Genomic DNA, 351 nt, shown 5'->3' on the forward strand with positions numbered 1-351 from the left:
CTTCTAGCTGTTTCTGTATAAATATAATTTTTTACTTGTAAATTTTTTACAGCACTTTCTACCCAAGAATTAATTATGCCTCTAGCTTTACCAGTTGTAAAATCAACAGCTCTTGCATTTAAACTATAACTATAGGCTCTTCCAAATAATTGTGGTGTTTTTGTCTGAGTAAATGCTATTCCAACCACTTCGTTTGGCAATACACCCTTTAGCGAATCACTATAAGCATTTTTTTGAAAAATTGTAGGGCTACTACCTGAACTAAAATCAGTATTATATCCTGAAATAGCTTCAAGCATCTTTTCATTATAATCATACTCTACCTTAAAAATTGTTTGTAACATAAATGAA

Annotated in this window: 1 protein-coding gene; it reads right to left on the minus strand. The window is 30.2% G+C overall.

The annotated features are described in order from the left end of the window. A partial coding sequence (locus AVBRAN9334_RS10140; protein WP_336607748.1) for a hypothetical protein occupies window positions 1-351 on the minus strand: 351 nt, incomplete at both ends.

This window comes from Campylobacter sp. RM9334 (assembly GCF_020138145.1).
Lineage (GTDB): Bacteria > Campylobacterota > Campylobacteria > Campylobacterales > Campylobacteraceae > Campylobacter_E.